The sequence below is a fragment of the Streptomyces sp. NPDC013157 genome (genome assembly GCF_042899865.1).
Lineage (GTDB): Bacteria > Actinomycetota > Actinomycetes > Streptomycetales > Streptomycetaceae > Streptomyces.
Genome location: NZ_JBIBAK010000011.1, coordinates 203375 through 227030, shown reverse-complemented (window position 1 = coordinate 227030; position 23656 = coordinate 203375). Strand labels below are relative to the sequence as shown.

Genomic DNA, 23656 nt, shown 5'->3' with positions numbered 1-23656 from the left:
GGCACGGGAAGGCGACCCTAACCGACGTAGGGTTGATTACGGGATGGTCCGTGGGACGGCCACGCCCGGGCAGCCGCCTCGAAGGAGGTCCAGTTCAGTGACCAGCCAGGTCAGCAGGACAACGGAACAGGCCGACGGAACCGTCGTTGGAGAGCAGCGCAAGCCGGGCGGTGTGAAGGCCGTCCGGCGCCTCGATCGGGTGATCATCCGGTTCGCGGGGGACTCGGGTGACGGTATGCAGCTCACCGGTGACCGGTTCACGTCGGAGACCGCGTCCTTCGGCAACGATCTGTCCACCCTGCCGAACTTCCCCGCCGAGATCCGGGCCCCCGCAGGCACTCTGCCGGGGGTTTCGTCGTTCCAGTTGCACTTCGCCGACCACGACATCCTCACCCCGGGTGATGCGCCGAACGTACTGGTCGCGATGAACCCGGCCGCGTTGAAGGCGAACATCGGGGATCTGCCGCGCGGCGCGGAGATCATCGTCAACACGGACGAGTTCACCAAACGGGCGATGCAGAAGGTCGGCTACGACGCCTCGCCCCTGGAGGACGGGTCACTCGACGGCTACAGCCTCCATCCGGTGCCGCTGACCACGCTCACCGTGGAGGCACTGAAGGAATTCGACCTCAGCCGCAAGGAGGCCGAGCGCAGCAAGAACATGTTCGCGCTCGGCCTCTTGTCATGGATGTACCACCGGCCGACCGAGGGCACGGAGAGATTCCTCCAGCAGAAGTTCGCCCGCAAACCCGAGGTCATGAAAGCCAACCTGGCGGCCTTCCGGGCGGGCTGGAACTTCGGCGAGACGACGGAGGACTTCGCCGTCTCCTACGAGATCGCTCCGGCGACGACCGCGTTCCCGGTCGGCACATACCGGAACATCTCCGGGAACCTGGCCCTGGCCTACGGCCTGGTCACCGCGTCCCGGCAGGCGGACCTGCCGCTGTTCCTCGGGTCGTACCCGATCACCCCGGCCTCCGACATCCTGCACGAGCTGTCCAAGCACAAGAACTTCGGTGTGCGGACCTTCCAGGCCGAGGACGAGATCGCCGGCATCGGCGCGGCCCTGGGGGCGGCGTTCGGCGGCTCGCTGGCGGTGACGACGACCTCCGGCCCCGGTGTCGCCCTGAAGGCGGAGACGGTCGGGCTCGCGGTCTCGCTGGAGCTGCCCCTGCTGGTCGTCGACATCCAGCGGGGCGGGCCGTCCACCGGGCTGCCGACCAAGACCGAGCAGGCGGACCTGCTGCAGGCGATGTACGGCCGCAACGGCGAGGCACCGGTCCCGGTGATCGCCCCGCGCACGCCGGCCGACTGCTTCGACACGGCGCTGGAGGCGGCCCGGATCGCGCTGACGTACCGGACGCCCGTGATGCTGCTCTCCGACGGCTACCTGGCCAACGGCAGCGAGCCCTGGCGGATCCCGGAGCTGGAGGAGCTTCCCGACCTGCGGGTGCAGTTCGCGAGCGGCCCCAACCACACCCTTGAGGACGGCACCGAGGTCTTCTGGCCGTACAAACGCGACCCGCAGACGCTGGCCCGCCCGTGGGCCGTCCCCGGCACGCCCGGTCTCGAACACCGCATCGGCGGCATCGAGAAGCAGGACGGCACGGGCAACATCTCCTACGACCCCGCCAACCACGACTTCATGGTCCGCACCCGGCAGGCCAAGATCGACGGCATCGACGTCCCCGACCTCGAGGTCGACGACCCGGACGGAGCGCGCGCCCTGGTGCTCGGCTGGGGATCGACGTACGGGCCGATCACGGCGGCGGTACGGCGGCTGCGCGCGGCCGGTGAGCCGATCGCGCAGGCGCATCTGCGGCACCTCAACCCGTTCCCGAGGAATCTCGGGGCCGTGCTGAGGGGGTACGACAAGGTGGTGATCCCCGAGATGAACCTCGGTCAGCTCGCCACCCTCATCCGGGCGAAGTACCTGGTGGACGCGCATTCGTACAACCAGGTCAACGGCATGCCGTTCAAGGCCGAGCAGCTCGCCACGGCGCTCAAGGAGGCCATCCATGACTGACGCCATGACCGACGCCAGGACCGACGCCAGGACCGACGCCGACGACGGGCTGCTGCAGCTCGTCCCCAAGGCCGAGGCGAAGCAGTCCATGAAGGACTTCAAGTCCGACCAGGAGGTGCGCTGGTGCCCGGGCTGCGGTGACTACGCGATCCTGGCCGCCGTACAGGGGTTCATGCCGGAACTGGGACTGGCGAAGGAGAACATCGTCTTCGTCTCGGGCATCGGCTGCTCGTCGCGTTTCCCGTACTACATGAACACGTACGGCATGCACTCCATCCACGGCCGCGCCCCCGCGATCGCGACCGGGCTGGCGACCAGCAGGCGTGACCTGTCGGTGTGGGTGGTGACCGGTGACGGTGACGCGCTGTCGATCGGCGGCAACCACCTCATCCACGCCCTGCGCCGCAACGTCAACCTGAAGATCCTCCTCTTCAACAACCGCATCTACGGGTTGACGAAGGGGCAGTACTCACCGACCTCCGAGGTCGGCAAAATCACCAAGTCGACACCGATGGGCTCACTGGACGCCCCGTTCAACCCGGTGTCGCTGGCGATCGGTGCGGAGGCGTCCTTCGTCGCCCGCACGATCGACTCCGACCGCAAGCACCTCACCGAGGTGCTGCGCGCGGCCGCCGCCCACCCGGGCACGGCCCTGATCGAGATCTACCAGAACTGCAACATCTTCAACGACGGCGCCTTCGACGCCCTCAAGGACAAGCAGTCGGCCGAGGAGGCGGTGATCCGCCTGGAGCACGGGAAGCCCATCCGCTTCGGCGCGGACGACGCGCGCGGTGTCGTACGCGACCGGCTCACCGGTGACCTGAAGGTGGTCGACGTGACCGCGGACAACGAGTCCGAGGTCCTCGTCCACGACGCCCACTCCCCTTCCCCGACCACGGCCTTCGCGCTGTCCCGGCTGGCCGACCCCGATTCCCTGCACCACACGCCCCTCGGCGTCTTCCGCTCGGTGGAACGCCCCGTCTACGACGTGCAGATGTCCGGGCAGCTGGACACCGCGGTCGAACAGCACGGCAAGGGCGACCTCGCGACCCTGCTGGCCGGCGGGGACACCTGGACGGTCGTGGGCTGACCCCGGGAAGTCGCGAGTGTGAGTGTGCGAGTGGGGCCCGGACGGTGCGTCCGGGCCCCCACTCGCGTCCGCAGCGGCCTCAGGGCCTTCCAGCCTGCCCTGCAGGCGATGGCCTGCAGGCGCGATGGCTGCAGGGCAGGCGTCAGGCGCGCTTGGCGTCGTCGTACGCCTTCCTGGCCCGTTCCACGTCCGCCATCCGCCGCTCGGTCCACAGGGCCAGGTCCCGCACCTGTTGGGCGGCCTCGCGGCCGAGGTCGGTGAGGGAGTAGTCGACGCGGGGCGGGATGACGGGCTTGGCGTCGCGGTGGACGAGGCCGTCGCGTTCCAGGGTCTGGAGGGTCTGGGTGAGCATCTTCTCGCTGACCCGGCCGATCGCGCGGCGCAGCTCGCTGAAGCGGTGCGGACGGTCGAGAAGCTGGATCAGGACCAGGACGCCCCAGCGGCTGGTGACGTGCTCCAGGACCAGGCGGTACGGGCACATCTCCGCGCCGACGACATACGTCCCGGTCCGCGGTGCGGCTACGACTTCGACTTCGGCTCGGGCTGCGACTTCGGCTCGGGCTTCGGAGGCACTTACGGGCATGCCAGTACCTTACTTCAAAGTGGGTACTTTCCTGTGGTTAGCGCTTCCCCTAGGGTTAGTGGCATCGGAACCCCACAAGGAGATCGCACACCATGAGCATCGTTGTCACCGGAGCCACCGGACACCTCGGCCGTCACGTCGTGACGCAGTTGCTGGAGAAGGTCCCGGCCGAGCAGATCACCGCCGTCGTGCGCGACGAGGCCAAGGCCGCCGACTTCGCCGCCCGGGGCGTGACGATCGCCGTGGCGGACTACAACACCCCCGAGACCTTCGACGGTCTCTTCGCCGCCGGCGACAAGGTGCTGCTGATCTCCGGCAACGAGTTCGACAAGGGCCGTCCCGCCCAGCACAAGGTCGTCATCGACGCCGCCAAGGCGGCCGGCGTCGCCCTGCTGGCGTACACCAGCGCCCCGGGCAGCCTGCACGCCTCGCTGGTGGACGACCACCGGGCCACCGAGGAGGTGCTGCTCGCCTCCGGCCTGCCGTACACCCTGCTGCGCAACGGCTGGTACCACGAGAACTACACCGAGAACCTCGCCCCGGTCCTGGAGCACAACGCCGTCGTCGCGGCCGCCGGCGAGGGCCGGGTCTCCTCGGCCTCCCGCGCCGACTACGCGGCCGCCGCGGTGGCCGTGCTGACCGGCGAGGGCCACGAGAACCAGACGTACGAGCTCGGCGGCGACGTCGCCTGGAGCTTCGCCGAGTACGCGGCCGAGCTCACGAAGCAGACCGGCAAGGAGATCGCGTACAACGCGGTGCCCGGCGAGACGCTCCAGTCCATCCTGACGGGCGCCGGCGTGCCGGAGATGTTCGCCGCGATCCTGGTCGGCGTCGACGTGTCGATCGCCAAGGGCGAGCTGGTCGTCGACTCCGGCGACCTCTCCCGCCTGGCCGGTCGCCCGACCTCCCCGATCTCCGAGGCGATCGCCGCCGCCCTCAAGTAGGCACCGCCAAGACGAGCCACCCCGGCCTGTCATGACCGTATGCCGATACGGCCATGACAGACCGGGGTGCCCGGCGCTACCTTCGTCCCGGCGTGCTGATGCTGGGTGTGAGGAGGGCCGGTGGCCGGCATATCGAAGGGTGAGCGGCGGACAGGACTGGTGAACGGCTTCGCGGCCTACGGGATGTGGGGGCTGGTCCCCCTGTTCTGGCCGCTGCTGAAGCCCGCCGGGTCGGTGGAGATCCTGGCCCACCGGATGGTGTGGTCCCTCGTCTTCGTCGCCGTCGCACTCGTCTTCGTACGGCGCTGGGCCTGGGCCGGCGAGCTGCTGCGGCAACCGCGCCGACTGGCCCTGGTGGCGGTCGCCGCCGCCGTGATCACCGTCAACTGGGGCGTCTACATCTGGGCCGTGAACGCCGGGCACGTGGTCGAGGCCTCCCTCGGCTACTTCATCAACCCCCTGGTGACCATCGCCATGGGCGTGCTGCTGCTGAAGGAACGGCTGCGGCCCGCGCAGTGGGCGGCGGTGGGCGTGGGATTCGCCGCCGTCGTCGTGCTGGCCGTCGGCTACGGGCAGCCGCCGTGGATCTCCCTCGTCCTCGCCTTCTCCTTCGCCACCTACGGGCTCGTCAAAAAGAAGGTCAACCTCGGCGGTATCGAGTCACTCGCGGCAGAGACGGCGATCCAGTTCCTGCCGGCGCTCGGCTATCTGCTGTGGCTGGCCGGCCACGGCGAGTCCAGCTTCGTCAACGACGGCGCCGGGCACGCGGCCCTGCTGGCCTCCACCGGCATCGTCACCGCCGTCCCACTGGTCTGCTTCGGCGCCGCCGCGATCCGCGTGCCGCTCTCCACGCTCGGTCTTCTGCAGTACCTGGCGCCGGTCTTCCAGTTCCTGCTCGGCATCCTCTACTTCCACGAGGCGATGCCCGCCGCGCGCTGGGCCGGCTTCGCCCTGGTCTGGCTTGCCCTCACCCTGCTCACCTGGGATGCGCTGCGCACCGCCCGCCGGGCCGCACGAGCACTCGCGGTGGCGCCTCTACCACGGCCGGCCGCCCCGGTCGTGGAGACTCCCGCAACCCAGGTGTGACCGTCCGGGCCGTCGGCTATAAGTGGGCGGCATGACGCAGACGCCCGCACCCCTGCACTGGAAGCTCGTCGTCGACGCCCGTGACCCGCACGCGCAGGCCGACTTCTGGGCCGCCGCGCTGCACTACGTGGCCGAGGACAACAGCGTGTTCGTGGAACGGCTGCTGGAGCTGGGCGCGCTGCCGGGCGCGGCCACCCTGGAGTACCACGGCCGTGCCGCCTTCCGCGACCTGATCGCCGTACGGCACCCGGACGACCCGTACGACGAGGAGCGCGGGACGGGACTGGGGCGGCGGCTGCTGTTCCAGCGGGTGCCGGAGGCGAAGTCCGGCAAGAACAGGCTCCACATCGACCTGCACGCCGGGGAGGGGCGGCGGGCGGACGAGGTGGCGCGCCTCGAGGCGCTGGGCGCGGTCATGGTGCGGCATGTCTCCGAGCCCTCCGGGGCGTGGACCGTGATGGCCGACCCGGAGGGCAACGAGTTCTGCGTGCAGTGACGGCGACGCTCAGGCGTTCCCGGCCGCGCGACGGGCGCGTTCCGTGAGGCGGGCCATCCGGGCGCGGGCCGACTCCAGTTCCTCGGCGTCGTCGGCCGCCGGTCCGCCCTCGGCGGTGAGCTGCGCCCACAGGTCGATCAGCTCGCGGCCCAGGCGCAGTCCGTGCTCGGGGTCGCGCACCGCGCGCCAGGCGGTCGCCGCGCTCCGCACGTTCCCGTACGCCGCCTCGCCGTCCCGCGTGTGCCGGCGCTGCCGGGCCAGGTCCAGGGAGAGGTGGAAGGCCCGCACCGGGTCGCCCGCCAGGTAGGAGATGTACGCGGTCAGCTCGCCCAGGTGCAGGACCTCGGTGTGGTCCTCGCCGAGGACCGCGGCGGCCTTGGCGACGGTGCGCTCGGCGAGCTCGGCCGCCGCTTCGATACGGCCCGTCCGGACGGCCTCGTTGATCCGCGCCACCGGCTCGGTGAGCAGCGCGGCCCCTTCCGCCGTCAGCGTCACGGGCTCGTCCCCGAGCACCTCCTCGGCGACCGCGTCGAAGCCGCGGGCGGGGGTGGGGGTGAAGCGCGGGTCGGGGTCCGGGTCCCGGTCCCGGTCTGCCAACGGCTCTACCGGGGCGGGGGCGGGGGCCTTCTCAGAGGACGGAGCGGGGGCGGGGGCAGGCGCGGGGGCGGGAGGGCTCATGACGGGCGGCGGGCCGAAGACTCCGGTGGGCGGCCGCACGGTGCCGGGCGTGGGCGGCAGAGGCGGGACCACGGCCGGCGGGACGGTCGACGGGGCGGGCGGTGCCGGCGGGGCGGCGGGCGGTTGCGGTGCCGCATGCAACACCTGCTGGGGGAACGCCGGCGCCGCGGCCTGCGCGGGTTCCTTCGGCGCCGGTGCCGGTGCCGTCGGCGCGGATGTCCTCGGTGCGGGTTGTTCCATGGGTTCGGCGGCCGGTGCGGCCAGTCGTACCGGGTCACCCGTGAAGCTGCTGGAACCGTCCAGGTTCACCTGAAGGGGGACGACGTAGCCGATGCGGGTGTCGTGGACGGTGGCGAGGACCGGGCGGCCGCTGGCGCGGGCGAGGCGCTGGAGGTGGTTGAGAACCGCCTGCTGGGGCTCCTCACCGGGGCCCGGGAGCAGCGGTACGCCGTCCACGGACGCCGCCGCGCCCGCCACCCGGACGTCGACGGGTGCCAGGCGCCCCTCCTGCTGGACTTCCCGCTTCTCCTCGCGGCTGAGTCGGGACATCGGCCCTCATTCCCCCGGCGTCACCATCCGGTCGTACCCAGGTCGTACTCGTGCGTACGGTCCAGTGTCTCCGCTCGGCACGGCTCGCACGTCACCGCGACGTCACAGCCTCGCACCAGGAAGGAGTGCCCGGCGGGGCGCGGCCTGACCAGGACCCTAGGGCATCCGCTAGGCGGTGATGTCCCTCGTGGTGAACCGCGCCCAGGCCGCCGATCCGAACACCGCCGTGTACAGGGCCTGCAGCTCCAGGTTCTTGACCAGGTCGTCCCAGTAGACGGGGTCGCGCATCAGGTCGGCGAAGGACAGCCAGTAGTGGGAGAAGAAGTACGGCTGCAGCGCGTGCAACTGGGGTATCTGGTCGAGGATCTGGACCGTGATGACCAGGCCCACGGTCGTCGCCATCGCCGCGATGCCGCTGTTGGTCAGGGTGGACACGAACAGGCCGAGGGCGGCGACGCCGGCCAGGGACGCGGCGACCACCAGAGCGATCAGCAGGGCGCGGCCGAGACCGTCGGCGAAGGAGATCCGGGTGCCCGAGATCGTCGTCAGGTCGCCGAGCGGGAAGAGGAGCGCGCCGACGGCGAGTGCGGAGGCCGCCACCACCAGGGTCGCGACCAGGCAGAAGGCCATCGTCGTCGCGTACTTGCCGAGCAGGAGGCGGGTACGGCCCGCCGGCGCGACCAGCAGGTAGCGCAGGGTGCCGGCGTCGGCCTCACCCGCGATCGCGTCCCCGGCCACCACCCCGACGGCCATCGGCAGGAAGAACGGGAGCGTCGCGGCCAGCGCCGTGAACACCAGGAACAGTCCGTTGTTGGTGACCTGGGTGATGAACGCCGGGCCGTCGCCGCCGCCCCGGCCGACCTGTCCGCCGCCCCGCGTCTCGATCCTGACGGCGACCCCGACGAGGATCGGCACCGCCGCCAGCACACCGAGCAGGGCGAGGGTGCGCCAGCGGCGGAACGTGGTGACGAGTTCGCTGCGCAGCAGGCCGAGGCTCCACAGCGGGTTCGGCCGTACGGCCGCCGTGTCCACGGCGGCCAGGTCAGCCCGCGACATCGAAACCCTCCCCGGTCAGTGCCACGAACGCGTCCTCCAGCGAGGCCCGTTCCACGGTGAAGCCGCGGACCCGGACGCCCGCGGTGACGAGCGCCGCGTTCACCTCGGCGAGGTCGCGCTCGGGCGGCTCGCCGGTCACCCGGTCCTCGGCGACGACGACGTCCGCGACGCCCTGTTCCTTGAGCACCCGGGCCGCCTCCACGGGGTCCGGGGTGGCCACCACGAGCCGACCGCGCGCCCCGGCCGCCAGGTCGGCCACCGCGCCCTGGGCGATCAGCCGTCCCTGCGCCATCACGGCCGCGTGGGTGCAGACCTGCTCGATCTCGTCGAGGAGGTGGGAGGAGAGGAACACGGTGGTGCCGTCCCCGGCCAGTTCCCGCACCAGGGAGCGGATCTCCCGCATGCCCTGCGGGTCGAGGCCGTTGGTCGGCTCGTCCAGGACCAGCAGCTTGCGGGGCTGGAGCAGCGCGGCGGCGAGGCCCAGGCGCTGCTTCATGCCGAGGGAGTAGGCCTTCGCCTTCTTGGCCGCGGCGGCCCCGAGGCCCACCCGGTCCAGGGCGGCCTCGACGCGGGCGCGCCGGGTGCGCGGGTCGGCGGCCGGGTCGGCTGCGTCGTACCGCAGCAGGTTGTCGCGGCCGGAGAGGAAGCCGTACAGCGCCGGGCCCTCGATGAGGGCACCGACGTGTGGCAGTACGACGCGGGAGGCGCGCGGCATCGGGTGGCCGAGGACGCGGGCGGTGCCCGAGGTGGGTGCGATCAGGCCCATCAGCATGCGGATGGTGGTGGTCTTGCCGGAGCCGTTCGGGCCGAGGAAGCCGAAGACGCTGCCCGCGGGGACGGTCAGGTCGAGACCGTCCACGGCGAGCTGTCCGCCGCGGTAGCGCTTGGTGAGGCCACGGGTGTCGATGACACCCGCGGCCACCGACGCGTCGTCCCCCGGGGCGTCCGGGCCCCCGGGACGCCGGGACTCCCCGGGGCTCGGGGAGTCCCCGGGGTCCTCCGGCTCCCGCTCCGTGACGGACGGTCGGTCCATCGGCTCCCTCGATTCGTCGTGCGGCAGAGGGTACTCACCGAAGCCGCGCTGCCCCTCTGCTACCCCGCGTCGGCCGCCTTCACCAGCGCAGCCTTGTCCACGGCGCCGACATATACCTTCCCGTCGTCCGTGATCAGGGCGTTGATCAGCCGGGTGGAGAAGACGGTGCCCTTGCCGAACTTGCCGGAGACAGGGTCGCCGAGCGAGCCGAGGAAGCCGCTCAGGTCGCCGCTGCCGGAAGCGGAGCCGGTGGGCACGCCTCCCTTGCTGCCGGTGTCGAGGACTGCTATGGAGTTCCAGCCCTTGCCGAGGACGTCGAAGCCGGACTTGTCGAGGTCCTTGGCGGAACCGTGGCCGGGCGCCTCGGAGGCCTTGCCGCCCTGGTCCGTCCCGGTGCCCTCATCGGCCCCGCCCGCCTTGCCGGCCTTGTCGCCCTCGGTGACCTTGGCGCCCTTGGGCGGGGTGAAGTCGAAGGTGGAGGCGGCCGGCTTCGCGAAGCTGATCTGGGTGTAGCCGGCATCGACGACGGCAGCTCCGCCGCTCGACGGGGTGAGTGTGAACTTCAGCGGCGTACCGGTCTTGGCGTCCACCGCGATGCTGATCGCGCCGACCGTCGTGCCGGACTGCTTGGGCTTGACGACGAGCCGGTAGGCGTCCCGGCCGGCCACCTGGGCGGTGCCGTCGACCGTCACCGAGGTGGTGTCGTCGACCGACTTGAGGACCTCGTCGGCGAAGTCCTTGGGGGTGGCCGGGGTTTCGTGCTGCTCGGCCTTGCCGGAGTCGGCGGCGGTGGAGTGGTAGACCTCGTTCGACTTGCTGTCGTAGCCCCACACGTCGGCGCCCTTGTGGATGAGGCTGTACTCGGCGCCGCTCTCCAGCACCGACACCTTCTGCTTCTCGGGGCCGTCGGCGGCCACCCGCAGGGTGTGCGTGCCGGAGGCCAGCTCGGTGAGCTTGCTGGTCGGGTCGGCGGACGAGCCGTCGCCGCCGCCCTGGGCCGCCCCGGACATCAGGCTGCTCTCCAGACCGCCGAGGTCGGGCAGGCCGAGGTCGGTGCTGATCTTCACGGTGCCGGACAACTGCTGCACGTCCGACTTGGCGATCTTGTCGATGAGCTCCTGCGCGGTGATCTTCGGCAGGTCGGGGTCGCCGGAGTCGGCGAGTGCCGGGACCAGGCCGATGGTGGCTGCGGCCACGCCCACCACCGCGACGGGGACGACGTATCGTGCGGCCTTGCGCCGTCGCTCGGCGCGCATCTCGTCGCGCAGCTCGCCGTCGGCCTGCGTGGCCCCCGTGCTGTCGTCGGATTCGTACGGTGCCATGTGTGCCTTACCTCCGTCGTCGGCGGCGGCCGTCCTCGCACGTGTCCCACCCTGAGCCGCCATTCTCACCCGAATCGGTGAGTGGTGGTGATTTCCGTGGTTTCCATCTCACCAAATCGGGGGCGGACAAGCGTCAGACCACGGAGCCAACTCCGCGTACACCTGCGGTATGACACAAGGGCGGAGGCGCCTCCCCCGACCCGTAGGGGTCGTGCCGCGAAGACGCCTCCTGTCACGTGCCGGGCCTGCTCCTGCCACGTGCCGTGTCAGCTCAGTTCACGTGCCGTGTCAGCTCAGTTCACGTGCCGTGTCGGCTCAGTGCTGCACGAACACGTAGTCCGCCCGGTAGGGGACGCCGACGACGGCACCCGGGGTGCAGGAGCCGGCCGGAGCGACGCCGCCGACGGTGTTGAGGCGCAGGATCTCGCCGGTGCGGGCGAGCAGCCCGTGCTTCTTGCCGGACCGGGTGGTCTTGAGGTCCAGTTCGGGGATGTTGCCGGTGCCGTTCGCCGTCTTGGTCAGGACGGCTCCGGTGACCGCGGTGCCGTCGGGTGCGGCCCACTGCGGGGTACCGGAGTTCGGTGCGACGAAGGAGTGGCGGATGCCGCCGCCGAGCTTGGCGCTGACGTCGCGCTGGGCGAAGGCGTAGCCGCCGCCGTCGGCGGGCTTGCACTCGTAGATCTGCTTGCCGGTGACGACGGATGCCTGGAAGCCGCCCTTGAGGTCGGAGACCGTGGCGACGGCGTGCAACTGGCCGCGGAGTGCTCCACCGGGGAACTCGGCGGTGTGCAGGTTGGCGTAGAAGGCTCCGGGGTCGGTGGTGAGCTGCGCGAGCAGGGCCTTGTCGGTGACCTTGACGCTGCCCGCGACACTGTGGCCCCTGGCCTTCTTCAGCAGCTTCCCGAAGTCGATTTTGACGCCGCCGTTGGCTCCCTTGGCGCCCTGGTGGATGTGCAGGTCGGTGGGCCTGCCGGTGCCGCGCCAGGTCACGGCGACGGTCACCTTGTCCCCCTTGACCTGGATGAACTCCAGCGCGGCACCGTCCTTGTCCCCGACGGCGGGCCCACCGGCGACGGGCACCTCGTTGGCACCGCGCAGGCTGGCGGCGAGGACGACGGAGGTGGTGGAGCTGTGGCTGGTGTGGCTGTAGCTGGTGTCGCTGTGGCCGGTGGCGGCGGATGCCGGGACGGCGGTACAGCCGAGAGCGGTGACGGTGACGGTGATGGCAGCGGCGACGAGGCTCTTGCGGCGCGTTGCGTCGATGACCATGATTCCGTTTTCTCCCCCTGTGTCAGCCGACGCCCCCTGCGTCGGCTTCTGCGGAGAAGTACGGAACACGTCCCGGATTGGACTCAGCCCAAGCATGTGACCTGAGTCACATGGAGGCTGCTTTCCGGGAGCCCGGAGCCCGCAACGCCGGCCGGAGGGCTAGCCGGCTCGGTGCACCACCGCGTCGCACAGCTCCACCAGTGCCACCTTCGGGTCGCATTCCGGCAGCGGACCCAGCGCGGCCCGCGCCTCCTCCGCGTACCGAACCGCGTCCCGGCGGGCCTGCTCCAGCGCCGGGTGCGCCCGCAGCGCCGCCAGGGCCTCCGCGTGCCGCGCGTCGTCCGTGAGGTCGGAGTCCAGCAGCTCGCACAGGGCGATGTCCTCGGCCAGCCCCAGTCGGGCCGCCCGCTCCCGCAGCCGCAGCACCGGAAGCGTGGGCACGCCTTCGCGGAGGTCCGTCCCCGGGGTCTTCCCCGACTCGTGGGAGTCGGAGGCGATGTCCAGCACGTCGTCGGCGAGCTGGAAGGCGACGCCGAGCCGCTCACCGTACTGGGTGAGAACGTCGACGACCGTCTCGTCGGCGCCGGACAGCATCGCGCCGAAGCGGCAGGAGACCGCGACCAGCGAGCCGGTCTTGCCGCTGAGCACGTCGAGGTAGTGCTCGACCGGGTCACGGCCGTCCGACGGGCCTGCCGTCTCCAGGATCTGACCGGTCACCAGGCGCTCGAACGCGAGGGCCTGGACCCGGACCGCCTCGGGACCGAGGTCGGCGAGGATCTGGGAGGCGCGGGCGAAGAGGAAGTCGCCGGTGAGGACGGCCAGCGAATTGCCCCAGCGGGTGTTGGCGCTGTCGACACCGCGGCGCACGGCGGCCTCGTCCATGACGTCGTCGTGGTACAGCGTGGCCAGGTGGGTGAGCTCGACGACGACGGCCGACGGCACGACACCGGGGGCGTACGGGTCGCCGAACTGCGCGGCGAGCATGACCAGCAGCGGGCGGAACCGCTTCCCCCCGGCCCGCACGAGGTGCTGCGCGGCCTCCGTGATGAACGGGACCTCGCTCTTGGTGGCGTCTAGCAAGCCTTCCTCGACAGCCGTCAATCCGGCCTGGACAGCGGCTTCCAGAGCCTGGTCCCGCACGCTCAGCCCGAACGGCCCGACGACGGTCACGAGGGGTCTCCTGTCTGCTGGTGTCTACTGGCGATTACACGGTTTGTCGATAGGTCGCTGCCATCACTCAAGTCAGCGTATCCGGTCAGGTTTCGATCACCGATAGCGCCCACGGTTACACCCCGGGCGCTATCGGATCACGACCGTTATGTTTTTGATCAGCCGATACGACCCGACATCCGCTGACTTAACAGGAAGTGCGGGCAGTTGTCCCGAACCGAGGCCCAGGCCGTGTCCCGCACCGGGCTCCGCGCCGGGTCCGGATCCGGCGAGGCACCCGAGGGCCCGTCCGGCGGCGAACCCTCCGGATGACCGCCGCCCGGAAACCGCCACACCTCCCCGGCCGACGTCACCTGCCCGGGCGTACCCCTTCCACCGCCCACCCATGCCCGCAGGGGCACACCATGCACGGACGGCGACACCTCGCCCCCGTCCACGCCCGTCTGCTCTCCTCCGCGAGACCCCGCACGTCGAGCTCCGCGTTCCGTTGACCCACGTCCTCTCGCTCCGCATTTCCTTGACCGTCATTCCCTCGGCCGGCAGAACGGCATCCCTGCGCGCGCGTGGCGCCCGCACCTCACCCCGTCGGCTCACGGAGCGTCGACACGTTCGAGCCTCGCCCGGGGCCGCCGCCATGACAACGACGCACACCACAGGGGAGGTTCCGCCCTCGCGTTGGACACGCGCACCGGGGATTACCGGTTCCGCGCCTCCCCTGTCTCAACGTGACGAGAATCACGCGCGCATGCAACGACGCTCGATGCCGGGCCCCGTCAAGCATCCGCCTCAACCTCCCCGTTGGGCATGCCCGACGACACGCGCACACAGCCGTGGCTTCCGAAGTTGACGGAGGGGTTGACGGAGAGCATGCCGGAAATATATCTAATCCGACAATTCGGACTACTCGCCGAAAATGCTCACATCGGGGCCGTCGGAAGCGCCCCCGCGGGGGGCATTCCACGGGAATGCAAGTGGTGAAGTTTTCTGTTGAACCATGAAAAAGGCGGATTCCATGAATCCATCATGTCCGCTTTGCCGTTATTGCGAATTCGTGAAGTAGGTCACGCGGGCCCGAATGCCGCAAGGCTTGTACGACCTGCGGGGCGACCCTTCCTTTCCTTTTCCCGTGGGCCAGTTGAGGGTTGGCTGCAGCAAAGGATCAAGTGCCCCATACGGCACAGATCAAGGTCAATCAGCACGTTGTGTGAATCAGCCTCTTGTTTCGGACATGTGCTCTCGCATACGTTCCGGCTCGCCGGGCGGACGCCGAATCCTGCCGCCGCCCGTAGTGACCCATCGACGAGTTCATTCGCACGGCAGGAGCGGGAGACCCAGGTAAGTCGCCGGACCGGACGGCCGACGTCAGAGAACAGACGTCGTTCCGGAACGGCTAGGGGTGAAGCCTCATCGCCTTCGGGCGATGTGGCCGGGCACTCCCCGAGCCCGAACCCGACAGCTCACCTCGCAGGCGACGGAGAGGAACTTCGCCATGCCTGCTGCCGTTCAGCACCGCCGTCCCCGCCGTAACCGCATCGTCCGCACGCTCGCCGTCGTCGGCACCGGCGCCGCCGTCCTCGCCCTCCCGCTCATCGGGGCCACGACCGCGTCCGCCGCCGGCTCCACCACGACGGCCTCGACGACCCTCGCCGGGTACCCGAACAACCTCGACGGCTGGATCCGCGAGTCGCTCGCGATCATGGCGGAGAAGCACATCCCGGGCACCTACAACGGCATATACCGCAACCTGATGCGGGAGTCCTCCGGCAACCCGCGGGCCATCAACCTCTGGGACTCCAACGCGGCCAAGGGCATCCCGTCCAAGGGCCTGCTCCAGGTGATCGACCCGACGTTCAAGGCGTACCACGTGGACGGCACGTCGTTCGACATCTACGACCCGGTCGCGAACATCACCGCCGCCTGCAACTACGCCGCCGCGCGGTACGGCTCGATCGACAACGTCCACGGCGCGTACTGATCGACGTTCCGCGTCACCCGAAGAGTCTTTCGAGGACGACGGCGATGCCGTCGTCCTCGTTCGACGTGGTGATCTCGTCGGCCACCGCCCTGAGTTCGGGGTGGGCGTTGGCCATCGCCACCCCGTAGGCCGCCCACTCGAACATCGGGATGTCATTGGGCATGTCGCCGAAGGCGATGGCCTGCCCGGGGCTCAGCGCCAGACGGTCGGCGGCCAGCGCGAGCCCGGTCGCCTTGGTCACCCCGCACGGCTGGAGTTCGACGGTCCCCGGCCCCGACATCGTGACCGTCGCCAGCGACCCGACCACCGAGCGGGCGGTCGTCGCCAGTTCGTCGTCGGTCAGGGTGTGGTGGCGCAACAGCACCTTGCTGATGGGCGCGCACCACAGGTCGTCGCGCCGGGCGACGCGCAGCGCGGGCAGCGTGGGATGGGGCATCAGATAGCCCGGCTCGATGAGCGTGAGCCCGTCCACGCCGTCCTGGTCGACCGCCGCGTACACCTGGCCGACCTCGGCCTCGATCTTGCCGAGTGCGGTCTCCGCCAGCTCCCGGTCAAGGGAGACCGACCACAGCAGCCGGTTCGCGCCGGCGTCGTACACCTGCGCGCCCTGGCCGCAGACCGCGAGTCCCGTGCAGCCGAGGTCGTCGAGGAGCGGGCGCGCTCTCGGGGCCGGGCGACCGGTCACCACGAGGTGCTGAGCTCCGGCCCGGCCGGCCCGCCCGAGGGCGGCGAGCGACCGTTCCGAGAGGGTGTCGTCGCCGCGCAGCAGCGTGCCGTCCAGGTCGGTGGCGATCAGTGAGTACGGGGAGGGTGCGACCATGATCAGAGAATACGGACAGCACGGCCCGGGGACTCACCGTGCGTTTCGGCCTCAAGTGGCGCCCGCCGTATCCGTGATGGGGCCGCTGTCAGTAGCGGGCGTGATGTTTTCCGAGATGCCCGGCAGCTGCCCCGGGGCCCGGCCGGCGGTGCGCTGTACGTCGAAGAGGTCCCATGGCTCGGACTCTGGTTCGACGGAGACGGCGATGCCGTGCAACTGGACAGCGTGCAGGGGCTGTTGGGGCTGTACCTCGCGGGCGCCGGGTGACGGTTCGGCCCCGGGGTGTCAGACGTGGGCCGCAGCCAGGTGCCTGGCCAGGCGCGGAGAGGCGAACTCCGTACCGCACACGAACCGCATCACAGGACCGTACGACGCGGCCGCCGGGAGGCCCGTGAAGTAGAGGCCGGGTACGGAGGAGACGTATCCGGCGCCGAGTCTCGGGGCGCCGCGCGTGACGGCGACACGAGTGCGCAGCCCGGGGCCGAGGAAGGCCATCGCGGCGGTGTCCACGCGATAGCCGGTGGCGGCTATGACGTGGTCGGCGGTGAGGCGGTCGGTGCCGCCGTCGTGGGTGCGGACGGTGAGGACCGGGGCGCCTGCGGAGGTCTCGGCGCCGGTCACGGCGGCGACCTCGCGGACCTCGACCTTGCCCTCGAAGCGGTCGCGCAGCCACCAGGCGCCGAGCGGGCCGAGCACCCGGCGGACCAGGTAGTGGCGGGCCTGCGCCGGGAGGTAGCGGTAGGGGTGCGGGTAGTAGCTCAGGGCCCAGAGGGACCAGGCACGGCCGAACGGCGACTCGGGGCGCAGCTTCGGCTGGTCCCAGGGCGGGGCGCCGAAGGCGACCTTGCCTCGCCCTCGCGAGACCACCCGCACCTGGGCGCCTGCCTCGGCGGCGAGGGCCGCCGTCTCCAGCGCGGACTGCCCGGCACCGACGACGATCAGGTCCTTGCCGGAGAAACGGGTCAGGTCGTGGTGCTGGGAGCTGTGCGAGACCGGTCCCGCGGGTCCGTCGGCGCCCGCCTCGGCGAGCTCGGCGGGGAGGCGGGCGAGCCCGGACAGGCCGGTGGCGACGACGACCGCACGGGCCGTGAACGACTCCCCGGAGTCCAGCTTCAGTTCGAAACCCGCCGAGCCTTGCGCGTTGTGCCGGTCCGCCTTGTGCCGGTCCACCTTGTGCCGGTCCACGGAGACCACCCGGACCCGCTCCAGTCGGGGCACCAGTTTCTGCTGGAACCACTCGCCGTAGCCGATGAAGGTCTCCACCGGGATGACGTCCTCGTCGGTCACCAGTCGGCGGACGCCCGCGGCGTCGCAGTAGTCGGCGAGGGTGTGCCCGTGCTGCGGGCAGTCCAGGTTGGAGGCGGCCGGGGAGGACTTCAGGATCATCCCGGCCGGCATGTGGTCGCGCCAGCTGACCATGGGGTCGCCGAAGACCCGGACCGGGATGCCGCGCGCCCGCAGATGAGCGGCGGTGGACAGGCCGAAGGGCCACGCACCGATGACTGCTACCGGTTCGATCACGAAGTCCCTCCCCCCAGGAACGTGGTGCCTACTTCGTGGCGTTGCTGGAGCCGCGGCGGTTGGTGCGCCACAGCTGGTAGAGGTGCTTCGCGCCCGGACGCACGAAGCGGGCGAGCATCGTGACGAACGGCATCGGGTCGTCACCCGCCAGCCAGGCCAACTCGGTCCCGCTCGGCCGCTTCGGTGCGTGCGGCGTCGTGTAGCCGCTGCGACGGTAGGCGAGGAGGGCGGGCAGGTCGATGTTCTCCACGACGTACCGGTGGCCGGCCCGCTGTTCCCCCTCCGGGACGCGGCGCCCGGTCAGGTCCAGGTGCATGGCGCGGACGACGTCCACCCCCGACTCGCTCTCGAAGAGCCGGAACTGGGCGCCCATGCGCGGATTGAAGTCGAGCAGCTTGTACTGGCCGTCGCGCCGGTCGTAGCGCAGGTCGAGATCGATGATGCCGGTGAAGCCGATCTGCTTGATGAAACGCGCGGCGAGGTCGGCGAGTTCCGGGTTGTCGACGACGTACGCGTTCGCGGTCATGCCGGCGTGCGGCGGCCAGGAGCGGACCTTGACTCCTGTGAACAGGGCGCGCGGAGTGGAGTCGGCGTCGAAGTAGGCGTGCACGATCCAGTCCTCGGCCTCCTCCCTCGGGAGGTACTCCTGGAGGATGACACCCGGATGGGTGCCCCAGTCACGGGCGAGGGTGAGCAGCCCCTCCCGGGTGGCGATCCGCGTCGTCCCGTTGACGGCGGGCTGCTTGCGCCGGACGAACGCCTCACGGTTCTTGGCGACGATGGGGAAGCGGGCCTTCTCCGCGAAGTCGACGATCTCGTCGTACGAGTCGGGGAAGGCGGCCGCCGGGCTCGGGATGCCGTGTTCCACGCACAGTTCGTGCAGGCCCTGTTTGCTCGCCAGCCGGCGGGGCAGTCCCGGGTCGACGCGCGGGAAGAGGAAGCGGTCGGCGAGCGCGTCCTGGTGCTCGGCGATCAGGACGGCGGCCTCCTCGTCGGTGGGGATCAGCACGGCCGGACGGCCGATGCGGCGGCCGATGCGCAGCAGTCCCTCGACGAGGTGGTCCGGTTCCTCGGCGCCTGTTGTCGGCCACACGAACGCCCGTTTGAGATAACGGGACGAAGCCGCCGGCGTGTACGCGTCCTCTGTTATCGCGTACATGGGAACGCCCAGGCGGCCCAGACTGCGAATCGCGCCGACCCCGCCGTGATGCAGCGGATAGTCGCCGAACTTGACGATCAGGCCCGGCACGTCGCGGTCCGCCTCGAACGGCACGCTGACGGCATTCCTGGCCACGGGTCCCCCCACGTGTCCCCCTCTACGGACCGGACCCACCCCGTCCGTGTCCCCCAAAGGACGCTAAGCCGGAATTGCCTACTCCAGCAAGGCCTATTAGGACATTGCGAACTCTTTAGACACTGTCACGACAGGCAACTCACCCGTAACGTGTGGCGCGACCACATGGAATGCCGCGCAACGCCATAGCGACGTCGCCACATGGCCGTCCCCCGCGCGGCACGGATGAGAGCGAGGCAGCCACCCCATGCCCCCCTTGACCCCCTTCGAGGTCCCCGAGGGTGATCCCTTCGGCCCGCACAACCTTCCGTATGGCGTGTTCTCGACCTCCGAGAGCACGGAACGGAGGGTGGGCGTCCGCCTCGGCGACCACGTCCTCGACGCCGGCGCCGCTGCCCTCGCCCTCGGCTCCCCCTACGCCTCGCTGCTGGCCCGACCGACTCTCAACCCGCTGCTGGCCGCCGGCCGCACCGCCTGGTCGGACGTACGGCGCGCCCTGACCGCCTGGGTGACCGTGCCCGCGCACCGGGAGACGCTCGCCCCGCTCCTCCACCCGCTGCCCGAGGTGACCCTGCACCTCCCCTTCGAGGTCGCCGACTACGTCGACTTCTACGCCTCCGAGAACCATGCGCGGAACGCCGGCCGCATCTTCCGCCCCGACGCCGTCGAGCCGCTCACCCCCAACTGGAAGCACCTGCCCATCGGTTACCACGGCCGCGCGGGCACGGTCGTGGTGTCGGGGACGGACGTCGTGCGGCCCTCAGGGCAGCGGAAGGCGCCCTCGGACCCGGCACCGGTGTTCGGCCCGTCGGTACGGCTGGACATCGAGGCCGAGGTCGGCTTCGTCGTCGGCACCCCGTCACAACAGGGCAGCCCGGTGGCGCTGGGCGACTTCAGGGAGCACGTGTTCGGCCTCTGCCTGCTGAACGACTGGTCGGCGCGGGACATCCAGGCCTGGGAGTACGTCCCCCTCGGCCCCTTCCTCGGCAAGTCGTTCGCCACCTCGGTCTCGGCGTGGATCACCCCGCTGGACGCGCTGGAGGAGGCACGGATCGCCCCGCCGAGGCGGACGCATCCGCTGCTGCCGTACCTCGACGACGCCACAGAGGAGCCCGCCGGTTACGACCTGCGGATGTCGATCGCGATCAACGGACAGACGGTGTCCGAGCCACCGTTCTCCACCATGTACTGGACCGCCGCCCAGCAACTCGCCCATCTGACGGTCAACGGCGCCTCCCTGCGCACCGGCGACCTGTACGGCTCCGGCACGGTCAGCGGCACGGAGCCCGGGCAGCGCGGGTCACTGCTGGAGCTGACCTGGAACGGACGCGATCCGCTCGAACTCCCGGACGGGAAGCGGACGTACCTGGAGGACGGGGACGTGGTGACGATGTCGGGATGGGCTCCGGGGCCGGGCGGCAGCCGGGTGGGGCTCGGCGAGGTCAGCGGGCGGGTCGTGGCGGGGTGAGGGAGACGCCGGGACGGCCCGGCCGACCGAGGTGAGCGGGGACTTCGTGGCCCTGGTGCGACCGGCGGGCTCCGCGGACGGGGTGGTGCCGGAGGCGGCACGGGAGCAGGAACCACGCGCGAGCCGCCGGACCGGGGAGCGGGGCGCCCGGATCGTCGTCGACACCTGACCCGGAGCGCCCGGCAACGTCATACTGACGGGACACGCACCATGCGATGCGCCCGCACGCGCACCATGCGAGGCGTCGGCGCACGCATCACGTGACGCGCCGGCGCACGCACCATGTCACGCAACGGCGTATCGCCCCCGCACCACCCACCACCCGCACACATCTCCGATCAGGAAACGGAGCCCCGGCATGACCGTCTGCCTGCTCCTGCTGACCGTCGTCGCCCTGACGGCCGCGGTACCTGCGCCGCGTGCCCTGGTGCGGTCCCTGTGGCCGGAGCGGGAACCGGTCGTCGCGCTGTGGGTGTGGCAGTGCCTGGTCGCCACCGTGCTGATGTGCTGCCTGGCCGCACTGACCCTGGGCGCGGCAGCCGTCTTCCACACCGTGCGCGACCGGGTGTTCGCGCCGGCGCCACCGGCGGTCACCGCCGCGTACGACCTCTCCGTCGCGCCCGCCTGGGCGGTCGCCCTCACGGTGCTGCTGGCGTCCGGAGCCGCCTGGACGACGGCGATGCTCGCCCGCGAACTGGTCGAGGCCCGGCGCCGCCGCGACCGGACCCGCGCACACCTGCGCGAGCGGGCACCCGAGCTGCCGGCGGGACTGCCCGCGGCACGCGGACCGATGCTGGTGCTGGAGGACGAGTACCCGGACGCCTGGTGGATGCCGGGCCATCCACCCCAGCTGGTCGTGACGACGGGGGCACTGCACCGTCTCACCGACCACCAGCTCGACGCCGTACTCACCCACGAACGGGGCCACGCCCGCGCCCATCACGACTGGCTGCTCCACCTGTCCAGCGCCCTGGCCACGGGCTTCCCGCGCGTGCCGCTCTTCTCCCACTTCTGCGACCAGACCCACCGGCTCGTCGAACTCGCCGCGGACGACACGGCGTCCCGCCGCTGCGGCCACCTCACCACCGCACTGGCCCTGATCGAACTGAACCAGCACCGCGGGGTCCTGTCCTGCGCGTCGAGCCGCCGGCTGCTCGGCGAGCGGGTCGACCGCCTGCTGGAACCGCCACCACGGCTGCTGCGCCGCCAGCGGGCCCTGACGACGACGGTGGCCGCCCTGGTCCCCCTGCTGCCGCTCCTGATCGCCTTCGCACCGGGACTGACGGCGCTCGGCTAGAGCGAGCCCGCCTGCCTGTCTGCGGACGGTAGGGCCGGAGAGCCGCCCTCAGAAGGGTTTCGACTCCTTGGGTGCGCGGGTGCGCAGACCGGCACCCCGGTGGCAGATCTTCCCCGCGCCAGCCCTGAAAGCCCAGTTCAGCGGCGCGTCAGACAGTGCCTCAAGTGGCGCAACATTTCCGCAACACCCCCTTCCCTACCTCGTCGGTATGGTTCCAGCCATGCCACCCACCGACCGCATCCGAGACCACTCCGGTCACGGCGCCGCGACCACGGTCGCCGCCCACCGGACACGTCGCCGGCTGCGTGCGGACCAGGCCCGGCAGCTCGCCGACCTCCTGCGCCACCAGATCCTCACCGGCGCTTTCCCGGACGGCACCCTCCCGCACGAGTCCACCGTCGCCGACGACTACCGCGCCACCCGCAACACCGTCCGCCAGGCCCTGGACCTGCTGCGGGCGGAAGGGCTGGTCGACCGGCTGCCCGGCGTGGGCACCGTGGTCGTCGCCCGCAAGTACCCACACGGACTCGACCGCCTGATGGGCCTCGCGGAAACCCTCCGCGAACACGGCCAGGTCACCAACGAGGTCCGCACCGTGGGACCCTCCGCGGCACCCACCCCCGTCGCTGAACGCCTCCGCGTCCCGCCCGGCGCCGACGTCCTCTACATCGAACGCCTGCGCCGCCTGAACGGACTTCCCCTCTCGCTGGACCTCACCTACATCCCCCTCGACATCGGCACCGCCCTCCTCGGGGCCGACCTGGAGAACAACGACGTCTCGGCTCGATCACCCCGAGCGTGACGACGCCTCCTGGTTCCACCATCTCGATCTGCACAAGTCCCCCTCTGGTGCGATGGAGTTCACGGCTCGTCCCGTGGCTCCGTATCTGGTGCCGGTCGAGGAGTTCACCCCGGTCGGCGGTCCGTCCCGGCACATCGGCGAGGTGCGTCCGCTGGACGTGGCCACGGCGGGTGTCCGGGACGTGCCGCCGGTGGCCGCGGGGCCGGTGGCGGCTGCCGCCGTGCGGCCGGTGGAGCCGGAGCGGGCCGCGCCGGTCTCACCCCGCCTGCTGGGGCTCCTCACCCTCGCCGATGAGGAGCCCGAACTCGCTGCTCTTGAGCCGTACTTGACCGACCTCGATGCCTCGGTGCGCCGTACCGCCGTTTCGGTGCTGACGGAGACGGCTCCGGCGGGGGTCGGGCTGGCGCTGGCCGGTGCGCTGGCGGATCCCGATGCCGGGGTCCGTTCGGTGGCCGCGGCCTCGCTGCGTGAGCTGGTCGAGACGCTTCCGTCCGGTCCTGCGCTGGGCGACGCCCTCGTCGACGCGCTCGGTGTGACCGATCCCCTGGTGCGGGCGGCCGCGCTGGACGTGCTGCGGGCGCTGCGCCTGGGTGACGCCGGTCTGTTCGCCGGTTTCCTGGCCGACCCCGATCCGGCGGTGCGGATCGAGGCGGTGCGGGCCCTGGTCTCGGTGGATGCCGCAGACGCCCTGGCGGGTGCCGTCGCCGACCCGTCCCGTGAGGTGCGGGTGACGGTGGCGAAGGCCCTCGGGACGGTGGGGGCCGCCGGTGCCGTCTCGGGAGGGGACGGCGTTCTGGATGCTCTGACCGTGCTCGTCGGGGACTCCGATGTGCTGGTCCGGGGTGCGGCGTACGAGGCCCTGGCGGGCGTCGGCTGTCCGGCGCCCCTGGCCGAGGCCGCCGTGGCCGCGCTGGGCGAGCCGGCGTGGCAGGTGCGGGTCGGTGCCGCCAGGGCGCTGGGTGCCGCTGACGGCGCCGTGGCGGTGCCGGCTCTCGCCAAGTCCCTCGCCGACCGGAACGCCGACGCCCGCAAGGCTGCCGTGCTCGCCCTGACCCGGCACGCCGGTGCCGAGGAGGCCCGCGCGGCTCTGGCCACGGCGACGGCCGACCCGGACGCGGATGTCAGGGCGTATGCGGCGAGGGGGCTGTAGGCGGTTCCCCCGCTGCCGCCGCGGCTG

The 23656-nt window shown here is 71.2% G+C and carries 19 protein-coding genes, 2 pseudogenes and 1 riboswitch; of the genes and pseudogenes, 11 read left to right on the top strand and 10 right to left on the bottom strand.

Annotated elements, in window-relative coordinates; genetic code table 11:
* The first annotated feature begins 97 nt into the window (after positions 1–97).
* On the top strand, positions 98–2026 hold the full coding sequence (locus ACFY6U_RS30385; protein ID WP_390043314.1) for a 2-oxoacid:acceptor oxidoreductase subunit alpha: 1929 nt from the start codon (positions 98–100) through the stop codon (positions 2024–2026).
* Entirely contained in the window at positions 2019–3116 is a 1098-nt protein-coding gene (locus ACFY6U_RS30380) for a 2-oxoacid:ferredoxin oxidoreductase subunit beta (RefSeq protein ID WP_390043312.1), read from the top strand. The genes ACFY6U_RS30385 and ACFY6U_RS30380 overlap by 8 nt, the downstream gene beginning before the upstream one ends.
* A 142-nt stretch (positions 3117–3258) precedes the next feature.
* On the opposite strand, the gene ACFY6U_RS30375 is transcribed toward ACFY6U_RS30380, so the two are convergent.
* Positions 3259–3597: a winged helix-turn-helix transcriptional regulator gene (locus ACFY6U_RS30375; protein WP_390043471.1), complete on the bottom strand. Its 339-nt coding sequence runs from the start codon at positions 3595–3597 to the stop codon at positions 3259–3261.
* Between the two features lie 194 nt (positions 3598–3791).
* Between ACFY6U_RS30375 and ACFY6U_RS30370 the strand changes: the two genes are divergently transcribed.
* The 3 genes from ACFY6U_RS30370 to ACFY6U_RS30360 all read left to right on the top strand — a co-directional run bounded on the left by ACFY6U_RS30370 (position 3792) and on the right by ACFY6U_RS30360 (position 6225).
* On the top strand, positions 3792–4643 hold the full coding sequence (locus tag ACFY6U_RS30370) for an SDR family oxidoreductase (RefSeq protein ID WP_390043310.1): 852 nt from the start codon (positions 3792–3794) through the stop codon (positions 4641–4643).
* 120 nt (positions 4644–4763) lie between these two features.
* Positions 4764–5729 carry an EamA family transporter RarD gene (gene rarD / locus ACFY6U_RS30365; protein WP_390043308.1) on the top strand — a complete coding sequence of 322 codons (966 nt, stop codon included), beginning with the start codon at positions 4764–4766 and terminating at the stop codon, positions 5727–5729.
* Positions 5730–5760: 31 nt separating this feature from the next.
* On the top strand, positions 5761–6225 hold the full coding sequence (locus ACFY6U_RS30360; protein WP_390043306.1) for a VOC family protein: 465 nt from the start codon (positions 5761–5763) through the stop codon (positions 6223–6225).
* A gap of 9 nt (positions 6226–6234) precedes the next feature.
* On the opposite strand, the gene ACFY6U_RS30355 is transcribed toward ACFY6U_RS30360, so the two are convergent.
* The 6 genes from ACFY6U_RS30355 to ACFY6U_RS30330 all read right to left on the bottom strand — a co-directional run bounded on the left by ACFY6U_RS30355 (position 6235) and on the right by ACFY6U_RS30330 (position 13302).
* Positions 6235–7452 (bottom strand): tetratricopeptide repeat protein, encoded by a 1218-nt coding sequence (locus tag ACFY6U_RS30355; protein WP_390043304.1) that lies wholly within the window; start codon positions 7450–7452, stop codon positions 6235–6237.
* A gap of 168 nt (positions 7453–7620) precedes the next feature.
* Entirely contained in the window at positions 7621–8508 is an 888-nt protein-coding gene (locus ACFY6U_RS30350; protein WP_390043302.1) for an ABC transporter permease, read from the bottom strand.
* Positions 8495–9541: an ATP-binding cassette domain-containing protein gene (locus ACFY6U_RS30345; protein WP_390043300.1), complete on the bottom strand. Its 1047-nt coding sequence runs from the start codon at positions 9539–9541 to the stop codon at positions 8495–8497. The genes ACFY6U_RS30350 and ACFY6U_RS30345 overlap by 14 nt, the downstream gene beginning before the upstream one ends.
* Before the next feature lie 59 nt (positions 9542–9600).
* Positions 9601–10863 carry an outer membrane lipoprotein carrier protein LolA gene (locus ACFY6U_RS30340; protein ID WP_390043298.1) on the bottom strand — a complete coding sequence of 421 codons (1263 nt, stop codon included), beginning with the start codon at positions 10861–10863 and terminating at the stop codon, positions 9601–9603.
* A gap of 315 nt (positions 10864–11178) precedes the next feature.
* Positions 11179–12132, bottom strand: coding sequence for a CHRD domain-containing protein (locus tag ACFY6U_RS30335; RefSeq protein WP_390043296.1), 954 nt, complete (start codon positions 12130–12132; stop codon positions 11179–11181).
* A 159-nt stretch (positions 12133–12291) separates the two neighbouring features.
* Entirely contained in the window at positions 12292–13302 is a 1011-nt protein-coding gene (locus ACFY6U_RS30330; RefSeq protein WP_390043294.1) for a polyprenyl synthetase family protein, read from the bottom strand.
* Between the two features lie 1287 nt (positions 13303–14589).
* A riboswitch (cyclic di-AMP (ydaO/yuaA leader) is annotated at positions 14590–14786 on the top strand.
* Between the two features lie 5 nt (positions 14787–14791).
* Between ACFY6U_RS30330 and ACFY6U_RS30325 the strand changes: the two genes are divergently transcribed.
* Positions 14792–15277: a transglycosylase SLT domain-containing protein gene (locus tag ACFY6U_RS30325; RefSeq protein ID WP_390043292.1), complete on the top strand. Its 486-nt coding sequence runs from the start codon at positions 14792–14794 to the stop codon at positions 15275–15277.
* A gap of 13 nt (positions 15278–15290) precedes the next feature.
* Here the strand turns inward: ACFY6U_RS30325 and ACFY6U_RS30320 are convergent, their stop codons facing one another.
* The 3 genes from ACFY6U_RS30320 to ACFY6U_RS30310 form a co-directional block, all read right to left on the bottom strand.
* Entirely contained in the window at positions 15291–16097 is an 807-nt protein-coding gene (locus tag ACFY6U_RS30320) for an HAD family hydrolase (protein WP_390043290.1), read from the bottom strand.
* Between the two features lie 285 nt (positions 16098–16382).
* Positions 16383–17618, bottom strand: a complete 1236-nt coding sequence (locus ACFY6U_RS30315) for an FAD-dependent oxidoreductase (RefSeq protein ID WP_390043288.1) — start codon at positions 17616–17618, stop codon at positions 16383–16385.
* A 28-nt stretch (positions 17619–17646) separates the two neighbouring features.
* Complete coding sequence (locus tag ACFY6U_RS30310; RefSeq protein ID WP_390043469.1) at positions 17647–18891, bottom strand: ATP-grasp domain-containing protein; 1245 nt, start codon at positions 18889–18891, stop codon at positions 17647–17649.
* 277 nt (positions 18892–19168) lie between these two features.
* Here ACFY6U_RS30310 and fahA point away from each other — a divergent pair, with 277 nt between their 5' ends.
* From fahA to ACFY6U_RS30285, 5 genes and pseudogenes are all read left to right on the top strand, one after another.
* The gene (gene fahA, locus ACFY6U_RS30305) at positions 19169–20380 is read left to right on the top strand and encodes a fumarylacetoacetase (protein ID WP_390043467.1); all 1212 of its coding nucleotides are present in this window, start codon (positions 19169–19171) and stop codon (positions 20378–20380) included.
* Between the two features lie 46 nt (positions 20381–20426).
* Positions 20427–20549, top strand: coding sequence for a hypothetical protein (locus ACFY6U_RS30300; protein WP_390043286.1), 123 nt, complete (start codon positions 20427–20429; stop codon positions 20547–20549).
* A 189-nt stretch (positions 20550–20738) separates the two neighbouring features.
* Positions 20739–21677, top strand: coding sequence for a M56 family metallopeptidase (locus ACFY6U_RS30295; RefSeq protein WP_351487585.1), 939 nt, complete (start codon positions 20739–20741; stop codon positions 21675–21677).
* Positions 21678–21897: 220 nt separating this feature from the next.
* Positions 21898–22455 (top strand): annotated as a pseudogene (locus ACFY6U_RS30290) (GntR family transcriptional regulator); the annotation flags it as partial.
* Positions 22439–23629: pseudogene (locus ACFY6U_RS30285) on the top strand (HEAT repeat domain-containing protein); the annotation flags it as partial. The pseudogenes ACFY6U_RS30290 and ACFY6U_RS30285, both read left to right, overlap by 17 nt.
* Positions 23630–23656 lie beyond the last annotated feature (27 nt).

Bases quoted from the DNA above. Each gene is read 5' to 3' on its own strand.
- ACFY6U_RS30355 (WP_390043304.1), bottom strand. From the start codon at position 7,452: ATGTCCCGACTCAGCCGCGAGGAGAAGCGGGAAGTCCAGCAGGAGGGG.
- ACFY6U_RS30375 (WP_390043471.1), bottom strand. From the start codon at position 3,597: ATGTGCCCGTACCGCCTGGTCCTGGAGCACGTCACCAGCCGCTGGGGC.
- ACFY6U_RS30320 (WP_390043290.1), bottom strand. From the start codon at position 16,097: ATGGTCGCACCCTCCCCGTACTCACTGATCGCCACCGACCTGGACGGC.
- ACFY6U_RS30350 (WP_390043302.1), bottom strand. From the start codon at position 8,508: ATGTCGCGGGCTGACCTGGCCGCCGTGGACACGGCGGCCGTACGGCCG.
- ACFY6U_RS30335 (WP_390043296.1), bottom strand. From the start codon at position 12,132: ATGGTCATCGACGCAACGCGCCGCAAGAGCCTCGTCGCCGCTGCCATC.
- ACFY6U_RS30295 (WP_351487585.1), top strand. From the start codon at position 20,739: ATGACCGTCTGCCTGCTCCTGCTGACCGTCGTCGCCCTGACGGCCGCG.
- ACFY6U_RS30360 (WP_390043306.1), top strand. From the start codon at position 5,761: ATGACGCAGACGCCCGCACCCCTGCACTGGAAGCTCGTCGTCGACGCC.
- ACFY6U_RS30345 (WP_390043300.1), bottom strand. From the start codon at position 9,541: ATGGACCGACCGTCCGTCACGGAGCGGGAGCCGGAGGACCCCGGGGAC.
- ACFY6U_RS30380 (WP_390043312.1), top strand. From the start codon at position 2,019: ATGACTGACGCCATGACCGACGCCAGGACCGACGCCAGGACCGACGCC.
- ACFY6U_RS30370 (WP_390043310.1), top strand. From the start codon at position 3,792: ATGAGCATCGTTGTCACCGGAGCCACCGGACACCTCGGCCGTCACGTC.
- ACFY6U_RS30325 (WP_390043292.1), top strand. From the start codon at position 14,792: ATGCCTGCTGCCGTTCAGCACCGCCGTCCCCGCCGTAACCGCATCGTC.
- ACFY6U_RS30340 (WP_390043298.1), bottom strand. From the start codon at position 10,863: ATGGCACCGTACGAATCCGACGACAGCACGGGGGCCACGCAGGCCGAC.